The organism is Desulfobacterium sp. N47 (assembly GCF_051233685.1).
GTDB lineage: Bacteria > Desulfobacterota > Desulfobacteria > Desulfobacterales > RPRI01 > RPRI01.
In genome coordinates, this window is sequence record NZ_JBAMMY010000025.1 from 1 (window position 1) to 24,755 (window position 24,755).

General features: G+C 43.7%; 24 protein-coding genes. 8 read left to right on the top strand and 16 right to left on the bottom strand.

Going from position 1 to position 24,755, the window contains the following annotated elements; all coding sequences use genetic code 11:
• Nucleotides 1-167 precede the first annotated feature (167 nt).
• The 7 genes from VXK47_RS00910 (at nt 168) to VXK47_RS00940 (ending at nt 6,097) form a co-directional block, all read left to right on the top strand.
• A complete protein-coding gene (locus VXK47_RS00910; RefSeq protein WP_435546894.1) occupies nt 168-1,646 on the top strand; it encodes a lysylphosphatidylglycerol synthase domain-containing protein in 1,479 nt (492 codons plus the stop codon).
• Nucleotides 1,643-2,422 carry a phosphatidylglycerol lysyltransferase domain-containing protein gene (locus VXK47_RS00915; RefSeq protein WP_435546895.1) on the top strand — a complete coding sequence of 260 codons (780 nt, stop codon included), beginning with the start codon at nt 1,643-1,645 and terminating at the stop codon, nt 2,420-2,422. Before VXK47_RS00910 ends, VXK47_RS00915 begins: the two co-directional genes overlap by 4 nt.
• A gap of 465 nt (nt 2,423-2,887) precedes the next feature.
• On the top strand, nt 2,888-3,697 hold the full coding sequence (locus tag VXK47_RS00920; protein WP_435546896.1) for an AAA family ATPase: 810 nt from the start codon (nt 2,888-2,890) through the stop codon (nt 3,695-3,697).
• Nucleotides 3,698-3,734: 37 nt separating this feature from the next.
• Nucleotides 3,735-4,487, top strand: a complete 753-nt coding sequence (locus tag VXK47_RS00925; RefSeq protein ID WP_435546897.1) for a universal stress protein — start codon at nt 3,735-3,737, stop codon at nt 4,485-4,487.
• Nucleotides 4,488-4,699: 212 nt separating this feature from the next.
• On the top strand, nt 4,700-5,329 hold the full coding sequence (locus VXK47_RS00930) for a nitroreductase family protein (protein WP_435546898.1): 630 nt from the start codon (nt 4,700-4,702) through the stop codon (nt 5,327-5,329).
• Between the two features lie 186 nt (nt 5,330-5,515).
• Nucleotides 5,516-5,764: a glutaredoxin family protein gene (locus VXK47_RS00935; protein WP_435546899.1), complete on the top strand. Its 249-nt coding sequence runs from the start codon at nt 5,516-5,518 to the stop codon at nt 5,762-5,764.
• Nucleotides 5,765-6,097 (top strand): ferredoxin-thioredoxin reductase catalytic domain-containing protein, encoded by a 333-nt coding sequence (locus VXK47_RS00940; protein WP_435546900.1) that lies wholly within the window; start codon nt 5,765-5,767, stop codon nt 6,095-6,097.
• A 2-nt stretch (nt 6,098-6,099) separates the two neighbouring features.
• Here the strand turns inward: VXK47_RS00940 and VXK47_RS00945 are convergent, their stop codons facing one another.
• The 5 genes from VXK47_RS00945 to VXK47_RS00965 form a co-directional block, all read right to left on the bottom strand.
• Nucleotides 6,100-6,882 carry a YkgJ family cysteine cluster protein gene (locus VXK47_RS00945; protein WP_435546901.1) on the bottom strand — a complete coding sequence of 261 codons (783 nt, stop codon included), beginning with the start codon at nt 6,880-6,882 and terminating at the stop codon, nt 6,100-6,102.
• Nucleotides 6,883-7,374: 492 nt separating this feature from the next.
• Nucleotides 7,375-8,427 (bottom strand): cytochrome-c peroxidase, encoded by a 1,053-nt coding sequence (locus VXK47_RS00950; protein ID WP_435546902.1) that lies wholly within the window; start codon nt 8,425-8,427, stop codon nt 7,375-7,377.
• 360 nt (nt 8,428-8,787) lie between these two features.
• Nucleotides 8,788-8,994 carry a DEAD/DEAH box helicase family protein gene (locus VXK47_RS00955; protein WP_435546903.1) on the bottom strand — a complete coding sequence of 69 codons (207 nt, stop codon included), beginning with the start codon at nt 8,992-8,994 and terminating at the stop codon, nt 8,788-8,790.
• Nucleotides 8,995-9,086: 92 nt separating this feature from the next.
• Nucleotides 9,087-10,835: a sigma 54-interacting transcriptional regulator gene (locus VXK47_RS00960; protein WP_435546904.1), complete on the bottom strand. Its 1,749-nt coding sequence runs from the start codon at nt 10,833-10,835 to the stop codon at nt 9,087-9,089.
• Nucleotides 10,813-11,955 carry a hybrid sensor histidine kinase/response regulator gene (locus VXK47_RS00965; RefSeq protein WP_435546905.1) on the bottom strand — a complete coding sequence of 381 codons (1,143 nt, stop codon included), beginning with the start codon at nt 11,953-11,955 and terminating at the stop codon, nt 10,813-10,815. The genes VXK47_RS00960 and VXK47_RS00965 overlap by 23 nt, the downstream gene beginning before the upstream one ends.
• Before the next feature lie 411 nt (nt 11,956-12,366).
• Here VXK47_RS00965 and divK point away from each other — a divergent pair, with 411 nt between their 5' ends.
• Nucleotides 12,367-12,720, top strand: a complete 354-nt coding sequence (gene divK / locus VXK47_RS00970) for a response regulator (protein ID WP_435546906.1) — start codon at nt 12,367-12,369, stop codon at nt 12,718-12,720.
• Between the two features lie 310 nt (nt 12,721-13,030).
• Here the strand turns inward: divK and VXK47_RS00975 are convergent, their stop codons facing one another.
• The 11 genes from VXK47_RS00975 to VXK47_RS01025 form a co-directional block, all read right to left on the bottom strand.
• The gene (locus VXK47_RS00975) at nt 13,031-13,984 is read right to left on the bottom strand and encodes a radical SAM protein (protein ID WP_435546907.1); all 954 of its coding nucleotides are present in this window, start codon (nt 13,982-13,984) and stop codon (nt 13,031-13,033) included.
• A 63-nt stretch (nt 13,985-14,047) separates the two neighbouring features.
• Nucleotides 14,048-14,917 (bottom strand): damage-control phosphatase ARMT1 family protein, encoded by an 870-nt coding sequence (locus VXK47_RS00980; RefSeq protein WP_435546908.1) that lies wholly within the window; start codon nt 14,915-14,917, stop codon nt 14,048-14,050.
• 84 nt (nt 14,918-15,001) lie between these two features.
• Nucleotides 15,002-15,397, bottom strand: coding sequence for a DUF5320 domain-containing protein (locus VXK47_RS00985; protein WP_435546909.1), 396 nt, complete (start codon nt 15,395-15,397; stop codon nt 15,002-15,004).
• 31 nt (nt 15,398-15,428) lie between these two features.
• Nucleotides 15,429-16,034, bottom strand: a complete 606-nt coding sequence (locus VXK47_RS00990; protein ID WP_435546935.1) for a NifB/NifX family molybdenum-iron cluster-binding protein — start codon at nt 16,032-16,034, stop codon at nt 15,429-15,431.
• Nucleotides 16,031-16,906, bottom strand: coding sequence for a methylenetetrahydrofolate reductase (locus tag VXK47_RS00995; RefSeq protein ID WP_435546910.1), 876 nt, complete (start codon nt 16,904-16,906; stop codon nt 16,031-16,033). Before VXK47_RS00995 ends, VXK47_RS00990 begins: the two co-directional genes overlap by 4 nt.
• The gene (locus VXK47_RS01000; RefSeq protein ID WP_435546911.1) at nt 16,867-17,346 is read right to left on the bottom strand and encodes an iron-sulfur cluster assembly scaffold protein; all 480 of its coding nucleotides are present in this window, start codon (nt 17,344-17,346) and stop codon (nt 16,867-16,869) included. The genes VXK47_RS00995 and VXK47_RS01000 overlap by 40 nt, the downstream gene beginning before the upstream one ends.
• A gap of 18 nt (nt 17,347-17,364) precedes the next feature.
• Entirely contained in the window at nt 17,365-18,033 is a 669-nt protein-coding gene (locus VXK47_RS01005; RefSeq protein WP_435546912.1) for a NifB/NifX family molybdenum-iron cluster-binding protein, read from the bottom strand.
• Between the two features lie 161 nt (nt 18,034-18,194).
• Nucleotides 18,195-19,565: a sigma-54 interaction domain-containing protein gene (locus tag VXK47_RS01010; RefSeq protein ID WP_435546913.1), complete on the bottom strand. Its 1,371-nt coding sequence runs from the start codon at nt 19,563-19,565 to the stop codon at nt 18,195-18,197.
• A 28-nt stretch (nt 19,566-19,593) separates the two neighbouring features.
• On the bottom strand, nt 19,594-20,718 hold the full coding sequence (locus VXK47_RS01015) for a Coenzyme F420 hydrogenase/dehydrogenase, beta subunit C-terminal domain (protein ID WP_435546914.1): 1,125 nt from the start codon (nt 20,716-20,718) through the stop codon (nt 19,594-19,596).
• 117 nt (nt 20,719-20,835) lie between these two features.
• Nucleotides 20,836-23,868 carry an FAD-dependent oxidoreductase gene (locus VXK47_RS01020; RefSeq protein WP_435546915.1) on the bottom strand — a complete coding sequence of 1,011 codons (3,033 nt, stop codon included), beginning with the start codon at nt 23,866-23,868 and terminating at the stop codon, nt 20,836-20,838.
• Between the two features lie 8 nt (nt 23,869-23,876).
• On the bottom strand, nt 23,877-24,749 hold the full coding sequence (locus VXK47_RS01025) for a CoB--CoM heterodisulfide reductase iron-sulfur subunit B family protein (RefSeq protein ID WP_435546916.1): 873 nt from the start codon (nt 24,747-24,749) through the stop codon (nt 23,877-23,879).
• Nucleotides 24,750-24,755: the final 6 nt, after the last annotated feature.

Genomic DNA, 24,755 nt, shown 5'->3' on the forward strand with positions numbered 1-24,755 from the left:
GATTCCCGATAAAAATCACTGCTAAAATGGCAGGTGTTACAAGAAACTTGATTATGATGGTTTTTGTTTTTCGATTGTGATCAGGCCCCTTTGAGGGGCCAGCAATCGTAAAGCCTCCGGCTTTGCCGGAGGATGTTTACTGCCAATAATATTGAGAAAGCAAATCAATGACAACTAAGCGTTTAGCCAGACTGGGACCGTATTTTGGCATACTGCTTTTTGCAGTTGCATTAACGGTACTTCATCATGAGCTGAAAATCTATCATCTTCATGAAATTCTGGAAGCAATACGAAATATCCCTTCACATCGTTTTGGCGTTTCGGTCATTCTAACCCTTGCCAGTTATCTTATAATGACAGGATACGACAAGTTGGCTTTGCTTTATGTCAAGCGCGCGCTTTCTTACGAAAATATTGCCCTTGCCTCTTTTGTGGGATACGCATTCAGTAATAATATCGGGCTTGCCATGCTGGCCGGAGGTTCTGTGCGTTTTCGTCTTTATTCCGCCTGGGATTTATCTGCGCTGGAAATAACCAAGGTGGTTGGTTTTTGTGCCTTAAGTCTCTGGCTTGGTTTTTTTATGCTGGGCGGAATGGTTTTTACAATAGAGCCCATGGTTATCCCGGAGGCTTTCCACCTTACCTTTGGTTCCACCCGATTCTTAGGATTTATCTTCTTTTTTGTTGTTGGAGTATACTTATGGATGACCTTAATAAGGAAAGGCCCCATAAAATTCAGAGCCTGGGAGCTTTCTTTGCCTTCTCCCAAACTCGTTGTTTCTCAGATCATTATCTCTTCACTTGATTGGATACTTGCCGGAAGCGTTCTTTATTTTTTATTGCCGAATTTGTCAGACCTGACATTATTCAAATTCTTATGTTACTATTTGCTGGCTCAGTTGGCAGGGATGGCAACTCAGTTGCCCGGTGGAATCGGCGTTTTTGAATCGGTGATGATTTCGCTGCTATCCCCCAAAATTCCGGTCCCTCAGCTTTTTGGCTCACTCTTAGCCTACAGGGGCATTTATTATATCGGGCCGCTGTTATTGGCTTCCTTAATGCTCGGCGCCAGGGAACTGTTTCAAAAAATAGAAACCATTAAAAGTGCTGCACAATCGTTTGGCAGCAAGGTTTCTGCCATTGTACCGCCTGTACTTTCCCTGAGCGCTTTTATTGGCGGGGGCATTCTGCTTTTCTCCGGAACAATACCTGCGGTACACTGGCGCATGCTCTGGCTTAAAGACTTTCTGCCGCTTCCGGTAGTGGAAATAAGTCATTTTCTCGGAAGTCTGGTCGGAACAACTTTGCTGCTTTTATCCAGAAGTATTCAGCGCAGAGTCGACGCTGCTTATCATCTCACTGTTTATCTGCTCGGAGCAGGCATCCTTTTTTCCCTGCTCAAAGGTTTTGATTATGAAGAAGCACTGATTCTGTCGGGCATGCTCCTGGCTTTCATCCCTTGCCGCAGTTATTTTTACCGGAAAGGATCTTTATTCAGCGATCGTTTCAGGCCGGGCTGGATAGCAGCCATTATTTTGGTTTTGATGTGTTCCGTCTGGCTGGGTTTTTTTCGTATAAGCATCTGGAATATTCAAATGATCTGTGGTGGCAATTTACGCTTCACGGCGATGCCCCGCGTTTTATGAGGGCTCTGGCAGGGGCTTTCGGTGTTACGGCGATTTTTACGGCGGCGAAATTACTCAGACCATCACCGCCAAAAAGTATAACTTTTGAGCAGGAAAACCTGGACAATGTTGTTCCTGTTGTTTTTGCTTCTGAGCAAACAAATGCAAATCTTGCTCTTTTGGGAGACAAAGCATTTCTGTTTAATCAAAAGGCAAACGCATTTATTATGTATGGTGTGGAGGGACGAAGCTGGATTGCAATGGGTGATCCGGTAGGCCCGAAGGAAGAATGGCCGGAGCTTATCTGGCGGTTTCGTGAAAAGTGTGACATTTATGATGGAAGGACAGTATTTTATGAGATCGGGCGGGAAGAACTCCATATTTATCTGGATCTTGGGCTCACACTTATTAAACTGGGTGAAGAAGGCAGAGTCCTTCTTGAAAATTTTTCTTTGGAAGGAAGTTCCGGAAAGGGATTGCGCCATACCGTAAACAGATTTGAAAAAGACGGATGTATTTTTGAAATAATACCCAGAGAAAATATTTCTGCCTGTATTCCGGAATTTAAGACTGTTTCCGATGCATGGCTTGAAAAGAAAAATACGCGTGAAAAAGGCTTCTCATTAGGTTTTTTTGATGAAGACTATTTAAATCGGTTTCCTGCCGGAGTCATACGCAAAGAAGGAAAAATCCTAGGTTTTACAAATATTTTCATGGGTGCAGGTATAAAGAAAAATTCAACCCGGTATGGGAGGCGAAATATCTGGCGGCACCGGGCGGTCTTGCCCTTCCGCTGATTCTGGCAAATATTGTTTCTTTGATATCAAGAGGAATGAAAGGGGTTGTGATTAAATGAACCGATAAATATAATCCGGTAGCGGAAGTGAGGCCGATATCCGGATTGAAACACCGGAAAGAATTAATATAACGGCAAAACAACTTATTATAAAGTTTTGTGATTGATATTTCATTCCATCGGTTCCCGGGAAGTTAAGAAAATAACGAAAGATAAGGGAGAATTAGTTGTCAAATTTCTTATGTTCGTACCGGTAAAATATTGCAATAGTAATTTCAGAAATTCGAAGGAGCATAAAAATTATATTTTCATGCTCCTTATTTTTTTGATTTTTTTTATAATGTTGAGTATATTACTAAAAAGTTATGATTATATGTAAGTTATTGTTCCATTCGGGGAATTCACCCTCTGTCCGTCAACTTAAGTTAATGGATAACATGCTGTTTAATTCGGGAAAGGAGGTATTATGTCAATAATAACTATTTCCAGGGCTTCTTATAGCGGTGGAGAAGAAGTCGCTGAAAAAGTTGCTAAAAAACTGGGATATGACCGTATTTCAAGAGAAATACTACTTGATGCATCTGAAATGTTTAATATACCTGAGATAAAGCTTGCAAGGGCAATTAATGATGCGCCCTCTATTCTTGACCGTTTTAACAACGGGAAAGAGACTTATGTTACATATATTCAGGCGGCGCTGCTTAAATATCTGCGTGAAGATAACATTGTTTATCATGGTCTTGCGGGACATTTTTTTGTAAAGGATATAAAACATGTGCTCAAGGTTCGCATAATAGCAGATATGGAAGACAGAGTCAGAACTGAAATCGAAAGGATGAAAATATCTGAGGAAAAGGCGATTAAGGCTATAAAAAAAGATGACGAACAGAGAAGGAAATGGAGTCATTTTTTATATGGGATAGACACATGGAATAACAGCTTATATGATTTGATACTTCACATTAAAAATATTACGACAGAAGATGCGGCGGATATAATCTGCCATGCCGCTTCTCTGGAGCATTTTAAAACAACTCCTGAATCTCAAAAAAGGATTGAAGATATTGCGCTGGCTGCAGAAGTAAGAGCGGAATTGTTTGATTTATGTCCTTATGTTGAGACTACGGCCAATGATGGCATAGTCAGCGTTACTGCCAGAGTCCATGAATATCAGAGATCAAACATTTCTCCGGAGTTGATAGCAAAGGCTGAAAGAGTAAATGGGGTTAAGGGGATAAAGATGACCATTTTGCCAATTACCGTATATACCGATTAGATCAGGCGGGAATTGTAGTGTGTTTTAAGTGTAATTTATGGGATTGTATAGTAAAATACTGGTAGCGGTTGACGGGTCCGATGCCAGCCTTAATGCTCTGTCTGAATCTATAAAGCTTTCATACTGGGCGAGAGGTTGTGTTTGTGCGATTTATGTTGCTCCTTCTTATGAAGGAGATTTGAGTTTAACAGGTGTTAAGGATTTACAAGCACTGTTTAACGAACCCTATGAAATTGCTCTTGCCAAAATAAAAGAGACTGTAGAAAAAACCGATGCATCAATTGAAGCTTTATGCGAAACAGGGGAACCCTCGGAAAAAATAGCTGAATATGCTGAAACAAAAGATTTTGATCTTATAGTGACAGGGATCAGGAAAAAAAATACTTTAAACAGGATATTTAATAAAGGAGTTGCGGAAAAAATAACCGGTGTTGCTTCAAAAGATGTTCTCATAATACCGCAAAACACTTCAATAGGCTGGGATAAAATTCTGATTTCAACTGGTAGTTTGAAAAATATCAGGATTGCAAAAAAAATAATTGAAATAGCTAAAACTTATGGTGGCAAATCATTGCTATTGGCGGTTTCAGGCGGTAATAATAAAAGGAACATGGTAAATACAGAAGAAGTTATTAACGGCATAAAACAACTCTCTTCAGGAATTGCAATTGAGACATTTATAAAAAAAGGAGATGCTGCCAAAGTAATTGCAGATATTGCTTTGGAGCATAATGCCGATTTAATTATTATGGGGGCATCCTTAAAAAAAAGCATAAAATTTTTTTTTTAAATAATACTCTTGAAAAAATACTTAATTCCTCTTCATGTCCTGTTCTTGTGATAAGCAACGGCCTGTTTACGGACTAGTAAAAAGAACCATCTTCCGGTATTCCGGCACAGGCAATTAACCGGTAAAATTAATATGCTCTTGATGTCGGCTCTCGCCTTAGGATAATTTGGGGACTTGTTACGAAGTTATCAGATTTTGGTTAGGAGGAATATATGGAATTTAAGGATGTAGTAAATAGCAGGCGCGCAGTAAATTTTTTTGATCCTGATAAAACGGTTTCAGATGATTCATTAAGAGAAATGGTAGAGCTTGCAGCAAAGGCTCCCTCAAGCTTTAATCTTCAACCATGGAGCCTTATGGTGTTGAAAAACTCCTCAGATAAACTGCGTTTAAGAAAGCTTGCCTGGGATCAGCCCAGGGTGAGTGAGGCTCCGATTATCCTGATAGTACTTGCAGACAGAAACGGATGGAAAGAAGGTCATCCTTTTGTGGAAAAAAATTTTAAAGAGATGGTTAAAACAGGCAGCATGAAAGATGAGCAACGTCAGTGGTTTCTGGATGCCTGTAAAAATTTATATGGTGCTTCAAAAGAAAAAGCACAGGCATTTGCTTTGAAAAATACAGGTTTTTTTGCAATGGCTCTTATGCTGGCTGCCAAAAGCCTTGGTATTGATACGCACCCAATGGATGGTTTTGACCATGATGGTGTCATAAAAGAGTTTAATATTCCTGAAAATTACTGGATTCCGGCTCTTATTGCTGCCGGATATTTTCCAAACGGTAAAACTCTTCTTCCTCCTAAATGGCGCAAGACATTTGAAGAAATTGTTGTAAAATTTTAAATGACGGATTTATTAAGAAGTTCATGGGTCCGAATTTGCTGCATTTGGCGGGGACCGGGCACTTTCCTGCTCTTGCAAATAATCGCTTCTTGACATATTGTAAAACTATCTTACTTTAATATAACGGGGCAATAGAATATATGGATTTATTGCAGGAATAACAAACTCATACGAAAGGAAAAACACATGCCTCCGGTAAAGATTTATTCACTCAGCACTTGCAGACATTGTAAAGATGCCAAAAAGTTTCTTAACGATTGCACAGTAAAATATGATTTTATTGATGTGGATCTTTTAAATAGAAAAGAAAGAAACGAAATTCTTGAAGAAATAAAAAAATTCAACCCTGACTGCTCATTTCCAACCATACTGATCGGCGATAAGGTAATTGCCGGTTTTAAAGAAGCAGAGATCAAGAAGGCTTTGGGGGTATAAATGGAACCTGAAAACCTATATGAAGTGCTGAAGAAAGTACAAGAGCCCAAGGGATTTTATTTTGATAATGATAAAGAAGTAACACTTGGTCTGCTTGAGGCTCTTTCTTTTAACAAAGAACGGTATGGATATATGTCATGCCCTTGCAGGCTTGCATCCGGAAACAGAAAAAATGATGAAGACATAATATGTCCTTGTGTATACAGAATCAAAGATGTGAAAGAATACGGGAGTTGTTACTGCGGTCTTTATGTTTCAAAAGAATGGAAAGAAGGATCGATTGAGCATGAACATGTTCCTGAAAGAAGACCGGTTTCAAGGATGATATTTTAAATTTATCTTTGCTGGATATTTTTCGTTTTTATTCCCCATAAAAAATATTTAATCCAGGTAAAGCCGAATTTTAGAAGTACTGTGTCATTGATTTTCAGTTTTGATAAAAGTTCGTATTTGATCTTGTAGCGCTTTAAAAAACTGCTGTTTATTATGAAGTCCCTGAAACTGTCGATATTATAAGTAGCCATAAAAGCCATTTTTGCTTTCGATCCTTCAGTGCCTTCGCTTCCCCACGGGTTATTCCTAAAAAGGCTTACAAGTTCTGCCCACAGGGCTGTCATCTGATTATGCGCCGAAGCATCCTGATCTTTTGCCCATGATGCAGCTGTCCACTGCTTTTTTTCATGTTGTCCCAGACAAAAATCCGGTGGTTTGAAAAAATAGACGGGTATACTTTCTTTCTTCTTTGCATCAAAAAAGATGCCCTGTTCAACAGGAAAAGTCCGGCATGTATCGGGTCTGTCAATATAAACCGAACAACCTTGTTCACTTAAAAAAGGGCAGGTTTTTTCTTGAGTTTCAGACATACGCAAAAGTACTTCAGGAAAAAATCCCGAAGGGCGCATAACAATGTCTGTATACTTATCAAGAAACTCATCTGAAGAAATTCCAAGCCTTTTTTTAAGCCTTAAGATATCATAGGGGTATAAAAAGAGATTGATATTGCGGCAGCATTTATTAAAGCAGGCTATCTTGCTGTGGCATTCAAAAGAAAAAACTTCGTTATTTCCTATCATGCCTGTTGAAAGGCTATCAATATTATCCAATTCTGTATATTTCATATAAGGTAACGATTATCTGCCTGCTGCAAATTCATATTGTCAAAAACATTTTATTTCATTAATTACTTTTATTCTTTTTCCTCTTACGTTAGAAGTTGATTTTCACTAAACCATATCTGGCATTCTTTCGTCAAGGTTTTGATGCCGACATCGATATAAATTTATTGAAACTAAAAATCCATGTCCTTTGAACTGCTCACTGCTCTTTCTTATACTGAGTTTGCTCCATATTACAGCAATTGTCATAAATCTGTTCCGTTTGGGCATATATATCCATGCCCAATTACAACAAAGCAATCGGGAATATTATTATGACAATTACTATATCAGTGCAAAGAGAAAGCAATGAGCCGTTTTAGAAGAAATAAGCTCACAGCATTTGGCATTGCCATGTTTTGTATGGGTTTTGGGCAATTAAAATATAATATTCCAGAGATAGGCTGGCAATGACTTAACCATGGCAGTTATTATAGATCTGTTCCATGCACATGCCTAATAATCGTCAGTCAGTGTCATCAGAAATGATACGATATCATCAATTTCCTCATTACTTAGCCCCAGGTTTCCGACTCTGATATCGATATTTCGTCCTACTTCAGGTTTAAATCCGCTGCTGTTATTAATAAAGGCGACCATTTCAGGCAAAGTCGGAAAATAGCCGTTATGTGTATAAGGCGGTGTTACAACTATATTTCTGAGCGTTGGCACCTTGAACTTTCCATCCTGGGCTGTGTCACCCACTATTGGGCCAAGTCCCAGATCAGGATCCACCGGAACCAGAGGGTTAGCCGGGGCTCCGATATTGGCATACTTGTAATTAGTAAACAGAGCAGCTTTGGCGCCAAATTCATTAGTTGTCGAATGACATGACGAGCAATTTGTCTCAAACAGTGCAAGTCCTCTTTCTTCCGCAGGAGTAAACTGATTTCTGGCCACATCATATTTTGAAGAAAATTTTGTTACCTCGGTTGATCGCTCATATGAAGCAACCGCCCGGCCAAAATTATCATAAGCGAGATCAACGTTATCAAAGGCGGTTGTCCCGAATACGCGAATAAACAGATTCGCATAAAATGAATTTCTGATAACATCGATAATCGCATCCTTGCTTGGCATGGCCATTTCAACCGGATTTAACGGAGGTCCCTGCGCCTGTTCCGCCAAAGGATCTCCTAAAACCGAACCTGTTGCCCGGCCGTCCCAGAACATGCCGCCCACCCATTCACCACCGAATAAGGATAACAGCGGGCTGTAACCTGCATAGGCGGATGTAGGAGCGTTTCGTCCTCCTTTGCTCACGCCGTCGGCGCCAGTTGAGACTACATTATCGTAAGGATTAATGAGATTGGCGCGATCTGCAAATCCTGCAAAAGGGTGGTGGCAGTTCTGGCAGGACTGGGTTCCATTAAATGACAGATTTTTATCCTTGTACAAATGCCTGCCAAGTTTTTCCATGTCTGAAAGACCGGCAGGTGGTCCTGCTATTGCCGATGTCACAGCGATAACCCCAACAAAGATACATACTAATACAAGAAAGCGTTTCATGGGAAATCTCCTTTGTTCGTTTGTTAAATAATTAATTTATCTTAACATGTTAATTATCATTCCGACCGGGCATCACCTCCTCATTAAATTAACGGGTTTATTGAAAAAACTTATGCGTATAAATAGTATACGATGTGAACGAACAAATGGTTACAAGGTATTTTCTGAATTTTTGGAAGCTAATTTATAAGTGAAAAGATATGACAGATACGATCCGATTTATAAATAATAAGATATGTATTGCAGGTAGTTATAATAATTGTCATAAATCTGTTCCGATTGGGTATGAGTACGTATGCCCAATTACAATTAAACAATCGGAATATTATTATGACAAATGGTATATGCAGCACTGCACTATCAAAATTGTGATTGTTTTTGTGCTCTTGAGTTGTTGAGATTTAGGAAATATGCTGAGAATGTAAGCGAGAAGTAGTCACGAGCCTCAGAAGAGATGCGGTCAACAAGAAAAAGAACGCGTGAGATCAGGGCAGCCTTGAGCCATCGTTTCATGAGCATGGCGATGGTCAAAGTCTTTGCGGTTCCGGTGGCCATTTCAGGAAGCATGTGGCGACAATTTTTTCAGCTTGTTTATCCCAAGCGAACTAACGGTTGGATTTAATTTTGGCTTGAATAATATAACAGCTGCAATCGGAACATTATTCTGGCAGTTGCTTTATAATATTATAACGCTTCATTTTTCTCCAAAGCGTGGTGCGCTCCATTTTTAATGCATTTGCTGCTTGTGCACGGTTCCAGTTATTGCTGCGCAGGGCTTTTAGAATGGTCTCTCTTTCTTTATTTGCTGCTGCCGGTTTTTTGTGATCCTGGTTCTCATCAAAATCAGGACCTGAAGATTTGAGGCGCTTTTGCATATAATCCGGCAGGTGATGCAATTCTATTTTTTCCGTCTGGCTTATAATCAGAGCATGTTCAATAATGTTTTCCATTTCTCTTACATTGCCGGGGTAATCATAGTTAAGAAGGGCTTCCATTGCCTTTTCCGAAATATCTTTTATTTGATGCAGGCTTGGTTCAAAATGTTTTCTCATGATGTGGCGGATAAGAAGCGGGATATCGGCTTTTCTGTCTTTAAGATACGGGAGTTCAATCTGCAAAACATTTAACCGGTAGTAAAGATCTTCGCGGAATAATTGTTTGTCAACCAGGTTTTTTAGTCCGCGGTTGCTTGCAGACAGTATACGGATATCCACGCTGACAGGGCGTCTGCTCCCCAGCGGATAAAATTTTCTATCTTCTAAAACATGCAGCAGTTTAGCCTGAAGAGAAAGCGGAAGATCTCCTATCTCATCAAGCAGTATTGTTCCGCCGGAAGCTTCCTGAAATCTTCCGGGCTTGTCGCGGTCAGCACCTGTAAATGCGCCCTTTGTATAGCCAAACATTTCCGATTCAAGAAGGTTTTCGGGAAGGGCTGCGCAATTTACTTTAACAAAAGGTTTGCCGGCTCTGTTGCTTTCAGAATGTATGACTTTTGCCAGAAGATCTTTTCCTGTTCCGGTAGGCCCTTCGATAAGAACCGTAGAGTTGGTTCCGGCAACCACACGCGTAATCTCAAATATCTTTTGCATGGCCGGATCTTTGCCTATCATATCGTGAAAAGTATAGCGTTCAGTGACAGCCTTGTTAAGATTGTATACTACTGTAAGGTCGTAAAAGGTTGAAAGTCCTCCTACAATAGCTCCCTTTTCATTTCTGAGAGCCATATAACTTGCGCGCAGAGGTATGATATCGCCGCTTTTTGTTTTCATACGGCCTTTATGGTTGCTGCGTGTGTTGCCGTTTTCTATGGAATCTTTGAGCATCTCAAGATCGTTTTCTCCTACTCCTTCAAACAAAGCCGAACATGGTTTTCCAAGAACCTGATTCCTGGCATATCCTGAAATTGTCTCGGCTGTATTATTGAAAAAAGTGATATGTCCGCCCCGGTTTACAGTAAAAATACCTATATCAAGATTTTCCAGGATCATTTTAAGACTTCTTTCTTCAAAATGAACCCTGTTAATCAGATCCGTAATAGGAAAATGATCCTGTAAAATAGTCAAGCAGCCCACCAGATTCTGTTCGGAATCATATATGGGTGTTGCAAGGCGCGTAACAAGCCTGTGCGGCGTTTCCTCTGCTTTAACTGCTGAATCATCATCCCAGGCCTTGCCGCTTTTAAAAAGGCATTTTATCATACAGGGAACACCGCAGAAAACCTCCCGGCAATCCTGATTTGTCGCCTCGGCTTCCTTAAGCCCCATAAGCGCCTGTGCAGTAAGGTTCATTGATGAAACTTTACGGTGGATATCCACTGTGAAAGCTCCGATATTCAATTCATCAAATAATTCCAGCAACTGATCGCTTTTAATATGTCTGCTGCTTTTAATTTTTGTTTTTGAAGACATTTTCCCTTTCCGGAAATTTATTTTCTACGGGCAGCCGAAGTATAAAGACCGAACCCTTGCCGGGCCGGCTTTTTGCCTCAACACTTCCCTTATGCCGTTGCATTATTCCATATACTGTTGAAAGGCCGAGACCGATGCCGTATCCATCTTTTTTGGTCGTGAAAAAAGGTTCAAAAATATGTAAAATATCTTTTTCTGTGATCCCGTGTCCTGAATCTTTTACACTTATTGTTACAAAGCCTTTAGCCGGTTCATTTTGTGCAGAAAGCTCAAGAGTTCCGCCATCCGGCATTGCATCAATTGCATTGAATATAAGATTAATGACGCATTGTTGCAATTGATTAAAATCACCGTTTATTTCAGGTAAAACCGGGCTTATATTTAATTTAAATTCAATTTTGCCAAGTTCCATTTTATGGCGGCTTAAAAGCACACACCGGTCTAAAAGGCATTTCAAATCAATTCTTGTAAAAACCGGTTCGGACTTGCGTGAAAATGTTAATAAACCGGAAACTATCTGGGTGCAACGGCTGATTTCACTTTCAATAAGTTCAAGTTGATTTATAAACTTTTTCCTGCTGTCTTCTGCCAAAACACCTTTTTCCATGATACGCTGCATCAGTTTTATGTAATTTAACACACCGGAAAGAGGATTATTTATTTCATGAGCCACGCTTGCCGCAAGACGTCCGAGCGACATCATTTTGTCCTGGTGAAGTATTAATTTTAATTTCCTTCTTGCTGTAAAACGCTCTTTAGCTCTGGCCAGAGCCATGAAGAATGCTTCGTGGCTTATCGGCTTTGTGATGAAATCGGAAGCATCAAGCTGAAGTGCCCTTATTGCTATATCCATCTCCCCGAATGCGGTCGCCACAATAATTTCAATATCAGGAATATTCTTCTTAAGAGTTTCAAGCACCTTAAGACCGTCCATTCCCGGCATGCGGATATCCGTTATTACAATCTGCGGCAGTATTTTATAGCATAAATCCACTCCTGCAATGCCATCGGAAGCAGTTTTGGTGATGTACCCGGAATCCTGCAACATCATGGCCATGACATCCCGGATATCTTCTTCGTCATCTATTACAACAACCGTCCAGGAATTATTATCAGACATGAAAATTTCCTCTGTTATAAATCAGCTTGTATTGCATATCATTATTTTCTGATCATGCGCCAAGCAAAAAAAGGTGCTTGTTGTTAAAATTTAACAGGCATAATAAGCTATAAAGAGATAAAAAGATAAGTTCACAACAGAAAAACAATATATATCGGTATTTATTCTTTCTTAACCATATAACATATTAATCGCAATAAGCAAATTGTCCGGCTAAGATTTTATTGCCGGTATATGAACCCATTATATTATACTCTGGAATTGTTAGGTTGTATAAACGTTATTATGATGGATTTTTTACAAGTCAATCGTTTATTATTTTACTGTTGTGTGCTAATAAATGATACATGATAATAACCAAATTGATGCATTAATTTTTTAACAAATTAAAAGCATGAAGCGAGGTATGCCATGGCGAAAAAAATTCTTGTTATTGATGATGATCCTGTAATCGTAAAATATATTATAACACTTCTTAATGATAACGGCTATGAAACAATGACTGCGTCAAACGGAATAGAAGGGTGTGAAGTTTTAAAAAAGGTGAAACCCGATCTTATTACTCTTGATCTTCAGATGCATGAGGAATGGGGTACGAATTTTTACAGAAAAATTTCAAAAAATGAAGAATTCAAGGATATTCCGGTTATAGTCATAAGCGGTCTTGCCGGACGGCATCTTTCGATAAAAGATGCCGTAGCCTACCTTCCCAAGCCTTTTGACCCGGATAAGCTGCTTGGAATACTCAAAAGAACAATCGGATAAGAAGTGGCAAATATTTTATTATCTGTTTGGTAATAAGTTTAAACTGAGAACAGGTGAAAAAATGGTGAATATCGGCCCTGTTAGTCTCCTGTTCTCTCAGGCTGTTGTACTTCTCTCATACGATTTTTTGCAGCCGATTGTTTTTTCCTGTTAGATAACTCCATAACTTTTGCGAGAATTTCAGTGGCCGGAATGGGTGGAGCAGAATTCTGTAGAAACGAATGTACCAATTTGATCCAGCTTATTTCAGGATGATATTTGTATAAGTCGTCAGTGGTCAGACCGTCGCCGGTTGCTGACAGAGGAAGAACTAAAGGAATTTTCTAAGATAGAAAATATGTCCATCATACCTTACTTCTGATAGATCCCCCTGAGTCACCAGCCGGTCAACAACATCCCACGAAGATCCAGCTTTAGACAGAAGCATGTTGACGGCCTCTTTTCTCATCGGGTGAACAGCAGTAATACTCAGAAGATCTTTTTCAATATCGCTCGTAAAGGCAAAGGCATTTCCTTCGTAGCCGATCAGGTATTCCACCCGTATTACCTTGTCGGCAAATATACGGTATATCCGGTTAAGGGATTCTTCCCCCGGGCCGCACACCCACCGCTTTGCCGGAGGACGTGTGGGAATACTCAGATATGCCAGAGAAGGCTGCAATATGTGGAGAAAATCGGTTATCTCCTTAATGCAGTCATCGTTGTCATTAAGTCCTTTGACAATCATAGTTTCTGTAACAAGTTTGCCGGTAAAGGTTTTGGCAAATGCAAGCATCCCGTCCAGAATCAGTGGCAGCCGTATTGATTTATGAGGCCGGTTGATCCGCCTCCAGATTTCTTCCCAAACAGCATCGATTTTCAGCGAAACCCAATCGGCCCTGCCTATCTCTTCTCTAACATCATAGCGCGCCATAAGCGAGCTGTTTGTGATAACACCGATAGGTATATTTAAAGCCTTCAAAAGCATGATTTCCTTGCCAAGGTTTACGTCTAAAGTCGGCTCCCCGTCCGGCACGAAGGTGATGTAGTCAACTTTTTCTGCTGTCTCATTTGCTTTTACCAACCTGCTTTGCACATCCCGTAAAATGTTTTCGGGCTCATAAAAAAAGCAGCGATCATTTAGCATCTGAGTGGTTCGTCCTACCTGACAGTAGGCGCAGGAATAGGTGCATATTTTAGCAGGAATGTTGTTAATTCCCAGGCTCTTTCCCAAACGACGAGAAGGAACGGGCCCATACGAATATTGGGGAGTTCTATCTTTCATGATTCTTTTTCGTATGAAGGATTTCTATAATTTCCGTCATATCCCGGCATCTGAAAAATCTCCTCAGTTAGTTAGCCCAGCACAAGAACTTATCAACAAATGGGTTCCGAGCGGTACCCGTACGTGTTTTGCAACGACAGCGCACTTTGCCTTGAATAAAAAAATGATCTTACCGGGCGCATCACTAAGCGTTTCGAAATTGCCTTGTCCCTTGGCAATGGTCAGATCAGCCTCGGCGAAACGCCGCTTAAACTCCCGACTACAATCGCCAAGTATTGTACCCGGCGCATCCGAACCATTATCGATAATTTCTACGATTTCGTGAAGTCCAACAGCCAGCGCATCGGCAATGGTTGCGTCATTTATTACAGGGCCGCCCCTCACAGCCACGGTTACCCGCGCTTTTGATAGCAGCTGCTCTATAAGCAGGCGGTCGAAGGCGATCTCGCCGGCATTATCAGTAAGGTAAAGGATGCTTTGCGCTCCGGCAACAGCATTGCGAAATCCGTTATAGTTCCCAAAAAAAGGTTCTGTCAGGGCTTGGCTGATGGATTCGCGCACGCAGGACTCCGTAACTTTTCTGTTAACTCCCATATCAATAACATTTCCTGCGATGGCTAAGCGCAATGCTGTGATCAGCGGGTCTTTAGCGGTCTCAATTTCGGTTTTCAGCTCAGATAAAAGATCTAAGGCTATACGGTTCTGATGATCTTTTGCTTCACGGTAAGGGTCTTTCTTGCCGACGATTTCGCGAAGACGACGGTGAATGAGTTGCGCCAAGACCGGAGCCGGTTGACCCATATCCATGTCGGCAGTCCAGCGCAACACTTCACGTAGAATTCGCTCATGGACGGTAATATCGCTTGATACCAGCATAGCAGCATCTATAGTTTGACGGACAAGACATGGAATGCAATCTAATGAAATTTTCATGCCTTAGTTACATCCAATGTTTTTCAACATAAGCAGCCTTGTACCTGGTTGTTTTCTCTGTGCCGTTCATCGTCAAAATTCCTTTCATTCCACCGTGGTTTTCTTCCCGATTTCGCTCATACGTTTCTTGATGAAATCCAGTTCTGACTGCAAGGCCTCAGCTTGTTTCCCGAGCGCCTGCTTTTCTATTTCCGGGTCATATTTTCGGTAAGGTGCGGCGGGGTATCCGGAAAACGTTGCATAGCCGCTGAATCGTGTCCGTCCCGGAAGGCCTGTGGCATAGAATATGTTTCGGCATCCGCGTCCGCCTCCACCGAATCCTCGGCTCCAGTCACCGCGACCTCTTCCGAAACCCATCCCATAGTCACGTTTAGGGGTAGGATTCCCGTACCCAGATACTCTGTCCCCCGCGCAGAATCCAGCCGCGCGTCCGGTCATTGCACCCATTCCCATAGGTCCTGTTCGATCTCCTCCTGGCATTGTCATATCCTCCTTTTTTAAGAATTGTTTGTTATTCCCTTGTCATGGCGGTTCCGCATTTAGGGCACTGCTTCTGCATGCAGGGCACTCCACGTTCATGCGGTTCACGATGCCCGCATTTCGGACAAAAGCAGGTACCGGCATCGCCGGCTGCAAGGGGGCCTCCCATACGGCCTCGTTTTTGTCCGCTTCGGCTCTGGCCTTGTCCGCCGCCTTTTCCTGTTCGATTGGTTCCATTTCCGTTCATTTCATATTCCTCCTTGTTTGTGCTGAATATTCCCCGGCGGCGACCTCGACCGCTGCCGCAGCAACCCGGCATATCAAATGTGTCACGCTCCAGATCGTTATGGAGCCAAGCTTGAACGACCTCGCGCAGGTCGCCGGCCAAAAATGGAATGACCCGGATGCCGTAGGCAGTTATAAGCTCGTACAGCGGTCTGGAAATCGCACCGCATACCAAGGTGCAAATACCCAGTTCCACCAGTCGAAGTGCCTTCCGTATAGGCATATCTTCCGTTAGCGTTTCATGTGTCTCGCCAATAACCTGCTCCAAGTCGGCCTCGACGACGAAAATCTTCCGCGCGGTGTCGAAGACCGGAGCGATCCGATTATCCCAGTGTGCGAATGCTGCTTTTATAACAGTTTTTCCTCTTTAAGTTTATTAAGAATCTGTGCCGTGGAATGGCTGCGGTCCATGGTGTAGAAGTGCAGGCCGTTAACACCTTCTTTCAGCAATCCCCTGCATTGCCCGGTGGCAAAATCGATACCCAGCTTTAAAACAGCATTTTTATCGTCTGCATCCACGGTATCGAGCCTGCTTTGCAGATCGGCCGGGATAGAAGCCCCGCAGACTTTACAAAGCATTTTGGTCATCTTCGCTGTGTAGACGGGCATAATACCCGGAATTATGGGCACAGCAACGCCGGCAGCCCTGCATTTTTTTACATAATCGAAGAAAAAAGCATTGTTATAAAAATATTGGGCCACAACATATTCAGCGCCGTTGTCAACCTTGCACTTGAGATATTCGATATCTTTATCGAGGCTTTGCGCCTCGACATGCCCCTCGGGATAGCCGGCGCAGCCGAGTGTGAAATCATAGCGCTCTTTGATAAATGCGATCATTTCCGAAGCATGGGCAAAACTTTGGGTGTGAGGCGTAAACGTGTCTTCCCTTGGTTTATCGCCGCGAATAACAAAAATGGTTTTGACCCCCAGAGCCTGATACCTGTCCAATACACCGATAATTTCTTCCGGGCCAAGACCGTATCCGGCGATATATGCAACAGCCGGTTGTTTTTTATCAATCATCACCTCTTTAACGGTTTGATACGATCCATCCCGCGTGGAACCACCGGCGCCGAAGGTGATGGACATATAATCAGGCTTTAGCTCAGCAAGATCATCAATGGTCTTGCTGAACGTCTGAGCTGCCTTTTCGTTTCTGGGTGGAAAGAACTCCATTGAAATCACAGGTTTTTTACTTTCGTATAAACGGGTAACGCGCATTGAATATTTTTCTCCTTTTGCGGTTTCATATAGTTGTTTAATGCTTCTTGAACAGCCGAAGCAGCAAGATCCGCACAGTGCAGATCCTCTTGCAGTAGTTTTCCGATCTTTTTAAGCACGGCTTTACTGTTAATGTCAGTTAAGGCGTCAGGATCTTTGCCTATGGTGAGTTCCGCTGCAAAGGAACCGCAGATTGAGCTTGATGCACAACCATCAGTAAAGTAGGATGCCTCTTTTACACGATCATTTTCGAATTTCAGGTAGATTTCCATGCTGTCACCACACTGACCTGTCACACGTGCGTGGGCATCGGCATCTGCCATGCGTCCCTGATAGCGGGGATTACGCCAGCGCTGGAAACCCTTTTCACCATAGGCCTCTTTTGCCTCGTCAAATATTTTTTCTTGCAGATTATCTATAAAATCGTCCAATTTTTTCATATGCAGTTTTTTTATCCCTTATTCAATGCTATTGATCTTGGTTTGAATAGCTTCCATTTGATGTTGCAACTCCTCAGCCTGTTTTTTAAGGGTTTCCAACGTATCTTTACGTGATGCGGCCGGTGTTCCACCTGAATCCGGCAAGGGTGGGATATTGCCAGATCTCATTGCCATACCGCGACCACCACCCATTCTCTTGCCACCACCGCCACCCATGCCCCGACCGGAACCTCCGCGGCAACGGCCTATTCCTCTTGTGGGAACAGCTCCGGTCCCAACTGTGGTGGAAACACCCGCTTTTTCCGGCACATTTGCTTGCGTTAATGGCATAATGCCGCCTGTTCTGAAACGTTCAACAGCTTCTCTGACTGACCCTGTCTGTCCGGCATAGACGGTTACACCTGCTGCAGAAAAAGCCGTCATTGCATTCGGGCCGCAATTACCTGTCAGAACCGCCTCTGCGCCCTTGGAAACAACAAAACCGGCTGCCTGAATGCCGGCTCCACCGCTAAGGCCTTTGTTTTCATTGTCATAGGAAACAAAGCTCATATCTTCAGTATCCACGATGATAAAACAGTCGCATCGGCCAAAGCGTGGATCAATCTTCGCATTCAGGTCCTTTCCTGTAGAACTGACAACTACCTTCATTTTTATGACTCCTTGTGTGAGTTCTCGCTTGTCACTCATATTGTTTAACACTGCAAGTGCAGTGCCAAACATGAACCAATAGTGGTGATAGCTTTTAACTAGTTGTTAAAACGAGAGGTAATTGATATTGAATGGGATGATGATGGGTCTTAAAGTAGCTATTATGCTACTATATTACGTTTATGATAGGTGCGGCAGCGCTACTTTAATTTTTTTTTGCGCCGGGCGCGTCCGTTTTGTACGGGAAGGGAGATGCCCAGTTTCTTTATCCTGCGAAAAAGCGTGGTTTTGTGGATGCCAAGCTCTCGCGCTGCCGCCAACCGGTTGAAGGAGTTTCGTTCGAGTGCGGTACGGATTGCCTGGGCGTCAAGAATGTCGTGGGCGGATCTCACATCGTGATCCATGATTGTTGCCGTGCCGTGGGATGTCAACTCTCCCGGCAGGAGTGTAATGCCGATAAATCCGTCGCTACAGAGAATGAAAGCGCGCTCAATAGCGTTTCGCAATTCGCGTATGTTTCCAGGCCAATCATGGGCCATGAGGAGTGACAAGGCTTCTGCGGCAATTCCCTGAACGGATTTCTGTTGCAACCGGTTGAACCGGGCGATGAACTGATCCACCAGCAGGGGAATGTCCTCTTTTCGCCGGCGTAACGGAGGCAGTTCGAAGCGCACCACATTTATGCGGTAATAGAGGTCCTCCCGGAAAAACCCTTGACGTACCTGGTCGGATATGTCTTTGTTGGTGGCTACGATAACCCGGGCATCTGTGACCTCCGAGCGGGTTGCTCCCAGCGGCTCATATGTTCTCTCCTGCAACACGCGAAGCAATCTAACCTGAAGGGCCGGGCTGACATCACCGATTTCATCGAGGAAGATGGTTCCACCCCTGGCCAACGCAAAACGGCCTGGTTTGTCCTTGTGCGCACCGGTAAATGCCCCGGTCTTGTAACCGAACAACTCCGACTCCAACAGAGTGTCGGGTAAAGCCCCGCAGTTGACCGCGACAAATGGGTTCTGATTGCGAGGGCTAAGCGAATGGATCGTCTGTGCCACCAGTTCTTTCCCTGTTCCGGTTTCTCCTGAGATGAGAACCGTGCTGGGGCTTGCGGCGATGGCTGGAAGAACCTCGAACAATCGCTGCATCAGGGGGCTTCTGCTGGTTAGATCGCCGACCTGAAATTTTCCTTCCAGTTCCTGACGCAAGGCCTCAACATCCGAAAGGTCGCGGAAAGTTTCCGCGCCGCCGACCACGCGGCCATCGCTATCGCGCAGCACGGCGGTGGAAATACTGATGGGGGTGCGGTTCCCTTCTGAGTCGATGATGTAACCGGATTTGCCAATGACAGGTTTGCCTGTTTTTAAAGTTTGCTTAAGTGCGCAAGCAGCTCCGCACATGCTGGATCTAAACACCTCCGAGCAGAGCTGGCCAATCGCCTCCTTACGTGACACACCCGTGATTTCTTCAGCGGCCCGGTTGAACGACATGATGCGCCACTCCATGTCTATTGTGAAAACTCCGTCCGAGATGCTTTCGAGGATAGCTTCTGTTGGTGCAAGATCCCTCGGCATTTTTTTCCTGTTGCCACTCATTCTGATGCTATTCTTGTATTATCTCAGGTTGTCGTACATCTCTCATACGGTTTTTTTTCGCCGATTGTTTTTTCCTGTCGGACAATTCCATGACTTTTGCGAGAATTTCAGTGGCCAGGATGGGGGGATATTTGTGCCTGTACGTCTCGATAGTCCCTCCCAAAGCATCGTTCAACACAGCCTGTCCCTGAAGAGAACGCGTTATTACGGTTGTCCAGCCTTCAGGCGAGCCTAAGCCGCCAAAAGAAAGATCCGCAAATTCAGCGCTGTAATCAAAGCAGTAGTGGCAGGCATGGCGCTTCATGAAATCAAGTTGATCAAGGGAGATGTGACGTATCTCTTTATTGCGCAGATGTATCATGAGATGCTCTTTAACGTTGATCTTGTTAACCTCGTCCCACCGGAAATTGCCGATCTTTTCCAGTTGGTGCTGCTGTTCGGGACCAAAAATGAAATTACCCGTACAGAAAAGTCCGAAAATGATTGTAATGGAGTTAGCGGGCTCAATCCCCAGGGCCTGGATTCTCCTGATAGTATTAACCTGGCAAGGGGTTCCCACAAAGGCAACCCGGTCTAAACGTTTAGAGCTAATGTAGCCGACTTTAACAAAGGAAGGGGAATAGGTTGAATATAGTTCCGAAAAGAGCTGCAGGCCGTGAGAAGCATCAAAATGGAAGCCGGCAGATCCGATGATTTCCTCTTTGCTATGGGCAAGCCATGGTCTCCGCTGAAACAATCCTGACTCTTTGGTGACGATGGCCCCATCAATGTGGCCCTTTTCAAATAAATTGAGCAGCAGCGCAGTTACCACCCCGCCGTCGGTGGCACGTTCCTTAATTGCTGGGTTTGTAGTTCTGGCCACCAGGGAGCAAAGAACGCGGCCCATAGGCGCCTCCCAGTTCACGAGATTTTTGACTTCCTCATCAAGTTCGTGGGTCTCCGGGCAGATAGAATAGCAAAGACCGCCTCCTATACATTTTTCTTTTCCTTCAGCTTTATACCGGGGGTTGCCTTCTTCATCCAACTCCAGTCCCCCGTAGTTGAGGGCGGTGCAAAAGGCCACACAGCCGCCACAGCGTTGGCAGAGTCCATGTTTTTGAACCTCCTCAATCAGATCGGAAAAAGTTTTCATAGCTACCTCTACTTTGGTTTAAAATAGGAAACTGCTTACTATCATATGAAAGAAGTATATCAAAAAGCAGCTTGTTTATCAATAAGCAATATAAGATATTATTGTATCAACCAACAATCATAGTGCATATATCTGCGCAAATATCTGGTCATTATCAAAACCTTTAAGCCGGATAGCTCCGGATCGGCAGGATGCCACGCACAATCCGCATCCCTTGCAAAGCGCCGGATTGATATTGGCTTTGCCGGGGAAGAACCTGGCGGTTTCCTCAATAAAAGAAGGCGCCGAGTACGGACAAATCGAAACGCAAACCCCGCAGCTGCTGCATGCCGCAGGAATAACTTCTGCAATGGTTCCGCTCGTATATATGGTTTTACGTGCAAGCAGGGTTATAGCCCGGGTTGCGGCCGCCACTGCCTGAGCAATGGATTCGTCTATCGGTTTTGGCGCATGAGCCAGACCGCAAATAAAAACACCGTCGGTTGCGCAATCAACCGGCCTGAGTTTGATGTGGGCTTCCATGAAAAAACCATCGTTATTCAGGGTAGCCTTGTATTGTTGCGCCAGCGGATTTTTTGCGGGCGGTGTTATGGCTGTCGCCAGCACAAGAAGATCCGGATTTATTTCCATTTTGCGGCGTATGACGGTGTCGGTGAACCTGACTTTAAGATCTTGTTCATCCAGGCTTACATCTATGCCTTGATCCGCATGATATCGAATGAAGATAATCCCCTTTTCCCTGGCTTCCCGGTAAAGATCTTCGCGTAACCCGTAAGAGCGCATGTCCCGGTAAAGGATATATACATCCATATCCGGGTTGAGCTTTTTAAGCTCTAAGGCGTTTTTGATGGAATGGGTGCAACAGACCTTTGAGCAATAAGGCCGTTCGGGAATTCTGGAACCGACGCACTGAATAAACAGGGCTGTTTTCTTCTGCGATATGTCCGGATCGTTTCCAATCAGTTTGCGATCCAGCTCAAGACTTGTCAGCACCCGTTCATCCTTTCCGTAAAGATACTGATCCGGCTTTAATTCCAATGCTCCTGATGCAATAATTGTAACGCCATGTATCAGTTCCTCTGTCTTATCTTCCGTCCTGATGGTGGTTTTGAAGTTTCCGACAAAACCGTCTGTCCTGATTATTTCGGCGTTTGTAAAAATATCGATATTTTTATCCGCCCGGATCCCGGCTGTCATCCGGCTTAAATTCTGCTGAACATCTTCTCCCTGCCAGGTTTGATGAATATGCAGGGACTGACCGCCCAGCCGGTCGCTTTTTTCTATCAGAAACGTGTGGTATCCTTGATTCGAAAAGGTTTTTGCTGCTGTTATTCCGGCTATACCGCCACCGATTACGAGAGCCGCCTGATTGACCTGAAGTTCGGCTTCCCTGAGAGGCTCCATGAGTTCAACCTTTGCAACTGCCATCCGTACGAGAGCTTTCGCCTTTTCTGTTGCGGCTTCAGGGGTGCTTTTATGCACCCAGGAACACTGGTTTCTGATATTTGTCAGATCAAAGACATACTTGTTCAGGCCTGCATTTGTGAGAGTCTCTTGAAAAAGAGGTTCATGGGTTTTGGGAGTACAGGCGGCCACAACCACCCTATTCAATCGCTTTTCTTTGATAATAATGGACATATTGTCCTGAGTGCCCTGAGAGCAACTGAACATGTTCTGCTCGGCATAGGCAACAGATTTCAAGTTCTTAGCGTATTCAACGACTGCAGGGACGTCAATCACACCGGCGATATTGGTGCCGCAGCAGCAAACAAAAACACCTATCCGGGGTGGTTCGCCACGTGTATCTGTCTCTTTGACAAGCTCTTTCTGTCTGGTCAAAGTCCAGCGGGATTCGGTCAGGCAATTTCCGGCGCTGCCGGCAGATGCACTCGCTTCAATGACCGAAGAGGGAATATCTTTCGGGGCCTCGAAAGAGCCGCAAACAAAAATGCCGGGCCTGGATGTGCTGACCGGTTCAAAGCTGTTGGTTTTGACAAAGCCGTAAGCATCCAATCGAATATTATTAGTGTTAGCCAGAGAAGATATAGTCTTGGTCACCTCCAGACCCACAGAAAGAACTATAATGTCAAATTTTTCTTCAACCCGATTTCCGGATTCGTCAAGGTACCGGATCAGCTGATCGCCGCTGTCTGCCGGTACAATATTCGTGATTCTGGATTTGACGAAACGGACACCGTATTCATTCCTGGCCCGGTTGTAGTATCTTTCAAAGTCTTTTCCATGGGTGCGTATATCCATATAAAAAATTGCAGCATCCAAAGGTTCTTTACTGTGTTCTTTAGCCAGCATGGCTTCTTTGATTGCATATGTGCAGCAGACCGACGAACAGTAGCCCTTAGCGCCGATATGCACATCCCTTGATCCGATACATTGAAGCCATGCGATTTTTTTAGGTTCTTTTTTATCCGACGGACGAACCATGTGACCGCCGTAAGGGCCGGATGCCGAAAGTATCCGTTCAAATTCCAGACTTGTGATGATGTCGGAAGATTTTGAGTAACCGTAGACATCATGGAGCTTTGGGTCATAAGTTTTACATCCGCCGGACAGGATAATCGCGCCCACATTGAGTGTCATATCTTTGGGTTGATCATCAAAATTGATGGCATCGGCAGGGCAGAATTTTTCACAAGCCCTGCATTTCCCCTTGGTTAAAAAAAGGCAATTATCGGGATCAATTGCGTATTTCAGGGGGACTGCCTGAGCATATTTAACATAAATGGCCTTGCGTTTACTTAAGGAGCCATCATACTCATTTATAACTTTTTTTGGGCACTTCTCCGCACACAACCCGCAGGCGATACATTTATTCATGTCCACATAACGGGGATACTGCTTCAGAGATACCTCAAAGTTGCCCTCGTCACCTGATATGTTTTGGACTTCCGATAATGTCAGCAACTCTATATTTATGTGCCGGCCAACCTCGACCAGCTTGGGCGAGACGATGCACATGGCGCAATCATTGGTAGGAAAGGTTTTATCAAATTGCGGCATTAGTCCGCCAATGGAAGACGATCTCTCAACAAGATAAACATAATAACCGGAATCAGCCGCATCCAGAGCCGCCTGCATGCCGGCAATGCCGCCACCAACTACCATCACAGCGCCAATTTCTTTTCGGGACATTTTTTCTCCTACAGCAAAAAGGATTCTATACTGCTGATATCAGGTATATTCATGTTAATCCCCAATGCATTTCCTCCGATACCCATAGCGAGTCCTATAAGTTGCGGGTATAATATACTTAAGAGGCAGTTGTTTATATCATTTGAAGCTGTCATCATTTTTTGAACCCTGCCAAATTGCATCTGACAAAACGGGCAGGCGACACAAAGGTAGTCAGCTCCGGCCCGTTTGGCATCAGCAAGTTTTTTACCGGTTAAATCCATGGAAAGACGGTCATTAATACCCAGAAGCGGAGCGCCGCAGCATTCCAGCTTTAACGGCCAGTCAATACTTTGGGCGCCTGTGGCGGATACAAGTTCGTCAAACAAAACGGGGGCAACCGGGTCATCGAATTCAGTAATATCACTGGGCCTTAAGGCATGACATCCGTAATGGGGTGCAATTTTAATACTTTTAAATGTTCTGCTTACTTTCTCTTTCAGTGTGCTTATGCCGATGTCATGATAAAGAACGGAAAGAAAATGTTTTACTTTCAACGTTCCCGAATATTTTAAGCCTTCTTCGGCCAGAAACGCATTTACTTCTTCTTTAAGTCCGGAATTCTGCTTCATAAGATGTACGGCTTTTTTCAGACTGCCGAAGCAGCATTTGCAAAGCACCATCATATCCAAACCCTGTTTTTCAGCCAAAGCAAGGTTTCTGGCGGCCATCAGCACAAAAGTCCTGTTGTCCGTATTTCTGATCGGATTGCCGCAGCATTTGAATTCACGAATATCCACAACTTCAACGCCGAGTTTATCCAGCACTGCCCTGGCGGAGAGTTCATATTGCGAAACTCTGACCGGAATATTACATCCAAGAAATAATGCAAATTTCATCATCGCATC